The 5,130-nt window shown below is 70.1% G+C and carries 6 protein-coding genes; 4 read left to right on the top strand and 2 right to left on the bottom strand.

What is annotated here, in order from left to right; translation table 11 throughout:
- Both CVO76_RS04010 and CVO76_RS04005 read right to left on the bottom strand, forming a co-directional pair.
- Positions 1–877: solute symporter family protein (locus CVO76_RS04010; protein ID WP_432206127.1), on the bottom strand; the 877-nt coding region annotated here is incomplete at its 3' end.
- Positions 874–1,257, bottom strand: a complete 384-nt coding sequence (locus CVO76_RS04005; protein WP_133082172.1) for a DUF485 domain-containing protein — start codon at positions 1,255–1,257, stop codon at positions 874–876. The genes CVO76_RS04005 and CVO76_RS04010, both read right to left, overlap by 4 nt.
- Positions 1,258–1,481: 224 nt before the next feature.
- Here CVO76_RS04005 and CVO76_RS04000 point away from each other — a divergent pair, with 224 nt between their 5' ends.
- The 4 genes from CVO76_RS04000 to CVO76_RS03985 all read left to right on the top strand — a co-directional run.
- A complete protein-coding gene (locus tag CVO76_RS04000; RefSeq protein WP_208740768.1) occupies positions 1,482–2,669 on the top strand; it encodes a sensor histidine kinase in 1,188 nt (395 codons plus the stop codon).
- Positions 2,670–2,688: 19 nt separating this feature from the next.
- Positions 2,689–3,408: a LytR/AlgR family response regulator transcription factor gene (locus tag CVO76_RS03995; RefSeq protein ID WP_208740766.1), complete on the top strand. Its 720-nt coding sequence runs from the start codon at positions 2,689–2,691 to the stop codon at positions 3,406–3,408.
- A 54-nt stretch (positions 3,409–3,462) separates the two neighbouring features.
- Positions 3,463–3,849 (top strand): hypothetical protein, encoded by a 387-nt coding sequence (locus tag CVO76_RS03990; protein WP_133082169.1) that lies wholly within the window; start codon positions 3,463–3,465, stop codon positions 3,847–3,849.
- Between the two features lie 25 nt (positions 3,850–3,874).
- On the top strand, positions 3,875–5,130 hold a 1,256-nt coding region (locus CVO76_RS03985), incomplete at its 3' end, for a cation acetate symporter (protein WP_208741692.1).

Genomic DNA, 5,130 nt, shown 5'->3' with positions numbered 1-5,130 from the left:
CCTCCTTCGCGGTGGGGACGGTGTAGAAGCGCATGAGGACGTGCGGCAGTGCAGCGGTGCCGAGGACCAGCGCGAGCGCGAGCGACAGGAAGTCCAGGCGCGTGACGGAGGTCAGCCCGTACTGCAGGCCCGGGCTCGTGATGGCGGCGTTGCCGGAGGTCTCGATCGCGGCACCCAGCAGCGTGGAGAGGTTGAAGCCGTGCAGCGCGAGGACCCAGACGGTCATGATGAATGCGCCGGCGATCAGCAGGCAGGCCTTGATGATCTGCACCCAGGTGGTGCCCTTCATGCCGCCGATCAGCACATACATGATCATGAGTACGCCGACCACCGTGATGACCACGGACTGGCCAAGCCGGTCGTTGATGCCGAGCAGGAGCGAGACGAGTCCGCCGGCTCCCGCCATCTGCGCGAGCAGGTAGAAGAAGCAGACCGCCAGCGTGGTGATGGCCGCCGCGATGCGCACGGGACGCTGCTTCAGCCGGAAGGACAGCACGTCCGCCATGGTGAACTTGCCCGTGTTGCGGAGCAGTTCGGCGACCAGGAGCAGTGCCACGAGCCAGGCGACGAGGAACCCGATCGAGTACAGGAAGCCGTCGTACCCGTTGATGGCGATGGCGCCCACGATGCCGAGGAAGGAGGCCGCCGAGAGGTAGTCCCCCGCGATCGCGGTGCCGTTCTGGCCGCCGGTGAACGAGCGGCCCGCGGCGTAGTAGTCCGCCGCCGTCTTGTTGTTGCGGCTGGCGCGGAGCACGATCACGAGGGTGATCGCCACGAACAGGCCGAAGATCGTGATGTTGAGGGCCGGGGAACCGACGGTGGTCGCCTCGACCGTCTGGAGCGGCAGGCGGACGCCCGCGCTGGGAATGGAGATCATTTCTTTCCGCCTGCGGGGTCGATGAATACTTCGGGGGCTGCTTCCTCGAGCTCGTGCCGCAGGTTCGCGGCGATCGGGTCGAGGCGCTTGTTGGCGTAGCTGACGTACCACATGGTGATGGCGAACGTGCTGACGAACTGCAGCAGCCCGAGGATGATGCCGATGTTGACGTTGCCGATGACCGGCGTCGCCATGAACTCGTGCGCGTAGTCGGCGAGCAGCACGTAGGCGAAGTACCAGAGCAGGAAGAACACTGCCATGGGGAAGACGAAGCTGCGGTGGCGCTTGCGCAGTTCCTTGAACTGCTCGGTCTGCTGGACTTCTGTGAAGTCGACGGCAGCACCGGAGCCGGCGGCCGGCTCTGTCGGGTGCGAGCCCATTGTTTCTCCTTCGGTCGGGACGTCACCCCGGCCGCCGGGCGGCAGGATCGCCGCGCAGGAAGGCACGGCGGTGTGACTCCCATCACTGTGCTGCACGGCGACGCCCATCACCAGCACCGCACCGGCCTCCGTCGGTGAGCGCGCAGCCGGATGCGCCGAACGGTCGCCGGGCGCGACGAACGGCCCGGCCCGGCAGGCCGGACGGCGGGCGATACTCTGGAGCCATGTTCAGTGCCGCCGTCGACACCGCCCTGGTGTGCGCCGTGGCCGTCATCACCCTCGCGGTCGTGGCCTTTCTCGGCTTCCGCCTCTCGCGCTCCTATCGGGACCTCGGATCCGACGCCGACCGCGCCACGTACGCGACCCTGCACTCGGCGGCCCTGGCCTCCGAGCACCTGCGTGAGGGACTGACGCCGTCGGGCGCCTCGAAGGCCGGGCGCCACCTGCACGGCCTCCTCCGCTGCGACGTCCTGATGATCAGCGACGACGCCGGCGTGCTCGCCTGGGACGGCGGTCGCGGTACCCCGCCCTATGTCATGCCGCTGGTCCGACAGGTCCTCGAGAGCGGCCGGACGCAGATCGTGCGGCGCCAGCGGCTCGATGCCGCGGGGCTGACGGACCTCGGCGAACTCGTCCTCTCGCCGGTGCGCGTGGACGACCGCGTGGTGGGCACAGTCGGCGCCTTCGCGGGCGACGTCGACGCGGGTCTCGTGCGGGCCACCAACGAGCTGGCCGGGTGGGTCTCCACGCAGGTGGAACTCGCGGAACTGGACTCGTCCCGGCGGCTCCTGGCCGAAGCGGAGGTGCGCGCCCTCCGGGCCCAGATCAGCCCGCACTTCATCTACAACTCGCTCAACGCCATCGCGTCCTTCATCACCACGGACCCGCAGCGGGCCCGGGAGCTCGTGGTCGAGTTCGCCGACTTCACGCGCTACTCCTTCCGCCGCCACGGCGACTTCACCACGGTGGCGGAGGAGCTGCGCAGCATCGACCGCTACCTCCTGCTCGAACGTGCCCGCTTCGGGGACCGGCTCAATGTCACCCTGGAGATCGGTCCCGAGGTCCTCAGCACGGTGATCCCGTTCCTCAGCCTCCAGCCGCTGGTCGAGAACGCGGTGCGCCACGGGCTGGACTCCCGCGACGGCGTCGGGAACATCACGATCACCGCGCACGACGTCGGCCCGTTCGCCGAGGTGACCATCGAGGACGACGGCGTCGGGATCGAGCCGGAGCACCTCCGGTCCGTCCTCGCCGGCCACACCGAGGGCGTCCACGTGGGCCTGCGCAACGTCGATTCCCGCCTGCGCCAGGTGTACGGCGACGACCACGGCCTGATCATCGACACCGCGCCCGGCGCAGGCACCCTCATCACCATGCGCGTGCCCAAGTCGCAGCCCGATCACCAGGCGTGAGACGCGTAACCTAGGATCCATGGTCAATGTCATCATCGCCGACGATGAGCTCCCCGCCGTCGAGGAACTGGCATTCCTGCTCGGCAAGGACGCCCGGATCGGGACGATCCACCGCGCGTCGAGCGGAGCAGAGGCCCTGAGGGCCCTCGAGCAGCACAGCGTGGACGCCCTGTTCCTCGACATCCACATGCCGTCGCTGTCCGGTCTCGACATCGCCCGCGTGATCTCCCGCTTCAGCCGGCCGCCCGCCGTCGTCTTCGTCACCGCCGACGAGGACCGCGCCCTCGAGGCGTTCGAGCTGCGTGCCGTCGACTACCTCCTGAAGCCCGTCCGGACCGAACGGCTCGCGGAGTCCGTGCGCCGCGTGTGCGAACTCATGGAGGGGGCGACGGCGGCGCCCGAGGTCATCACGGTCGACCAGGGCGGCGTGAGCCGGATGATCCGGCGCGACGACGTGCGGTACGTCCAGGCGCAGGGCGACTACGCGCGCCTGCACACCTCCGAGGCGAGCTACCTCATCCGCATCCCGCTCAACGATCTCGAGCGGCAGTGGGCCGAGGCGGGGTTCCTCCGCACGCACCGCTCCTACCTCGTGGCGATGGACCAGGTGCGGAAGGTGCGGATCGGCGCCGGGCGGGCGAGCCTGTTCGTGGGGGACGCCGAGCTGCCCGTGAGCCGCCGGCACCTGCCCGATGTGCGGGAGAAGCTCGAAGCCACCCGGCTGCGGCCGAGCCACTGACGGGCGCTGCATGGACCCGCGTACGCCCCCTGCCGCCCTGCCCGGGACGGCCCCGTGACCGAGGAGCGCCCCGAGAAGTCCCGTCGGGTCCGCGTCACCGCCCCCCGGACGGCGGCGCGCGCCACGGGCGCCTCCTTCCCGGTCTCCCGCGAGATGGCCGAGCAGTCCGAGGTGGGCCAGCTGTTCGTCGCGTCCCTGATCCGGTCCCAGCTGCGCCTCGCCCTCGTGGTGGCCGGAGGGTTCCTGGTGATCCTCATCGGCATCCCGGTGCTGCTCGCGGTGTTCCCCGACATCGACGGGATGAGGGTCCTGACCGTCCCCGTCCCCTGGCTGCTCCTGGGCCTCGGTGTCTATCCCCTCGTGATCGGCTGCGCCGTCCTCTACGTGCGCAGCGCGTCGCGGAACGAGCGACGTTTCCAGGACCTCGTCGACGATGAGTGAGGCACTGGACGGCGGGGCCCTGCAGCTGAGCCCGGCCATCGGCTACACGGCGCTCGTCCTCGTGGCGCTCAGCACCCTGCTGATCGGCATCTACGGCCTGCGGATCTCGCGCACCACCGGGGACTTCTACGTCGCGTCGCGAACCGTCCGCCCATGGTGGAACGCCTCGGCGATCGGCGGCGAGTACCTCTCCGCGGCGAGCTTCCTCGGCATCGCCGGCCTGATCCTGGTCTCGGGGGTGGATGCCCTCTGGTTCCCCATCGGATACACCGCCGGGTACCTCATGCTCCTGCTGTTCGTCGCCGCCCCCCTGCGCCGGTCCGGTGCCTACACCATCCCGGACTTCGCCCAGGCGCGCCTGGACTCGCTGCTCGTGCGCCGCGTGACCAGCCTGCTCGTGGTCGTCGTCGGCTGGCTCTACATCGTGCCGCAGCTGCACGGCGCCGCCCTGACGGTGAGCATCACCACGGGCCTGCCCGCCTGGGTGGGGCCGCTGGCCGTCGTCGTGGTGGTGTGCCTCAGCGTCGTGACCGGCGGGATGCGCTCGATCACCTTCGTGCAGGCCTTCCAGTACTGGCTGAAGCTGACGGCCCTCGCCGTGCCGGTCGTGTTCGTCCTCGTGCACCTCGGCTCGGAGGGCCTGCCGATCACGGACGGTGGGCGTGCCTTCACGGCGGACCTCGACACGACGGCGGACGCGTCGCTCTACGGCACCATCTCGCTCGTCATCGCCCTCCTGTTCGGGACGCTCGGGCTGCCGCACGTGCTGGTCCGCTTCTACACGAACCCGGACGGGGCGTCGGCGCGCAGGACCACCCTGATCGTCCTCGGCCTGCTCTCCGTGTTCTACCTCTTCCCCACCGTGTACGGGATCCTCGGCAGGATCCACACCCCGGAACTCGCGGCAGGGGGCGCGGCGGACGCCACCGTCCTCCTGCTGCCCGGCCGCATCGTCGACGGCGCCACGGGTGACCTCCTCTCGGCCCTCGTGACCGCGGGAGCCTTCGCGGCGTTCCTGTCGACGACGAGCGGGCTCGTGGTCTCGCTCGCCGGAGTGGTCAGCCAGGAGTTCTTCCAGGGCAGCGTCCGGGGTTTCCGGCGCGCCGCCCTGCTGTCCGCCCTCGTCCCGCTCGTGGTCGCCCTGATGACGGACAGCCTCGCCCTGGCCGGCAGCGTCGGGTCCGTCTTCGCCTTCACCGCCTCCACCCTGTGTCCCCTGCTGCTGCTGGGGATCTGGTGGCGGGGCCTGACCGATGCCGGGGCGATCGCCGGGATGCTCGC

This window comes from Arthrobacter agilis (assembly GCF_002953615.1).
In the GTDB taxonomy this organism is placed as follows: domain Bacteria; phylum Actinomycetota; class Actinomycetes; order Actinomycetales; family Micrococcaceae; genus Arthrobacter_D; species Arthrobacter_D agilis_B.
This window is presented reverse-complemented; position numbering and strand designations above follow the sequence as displayed.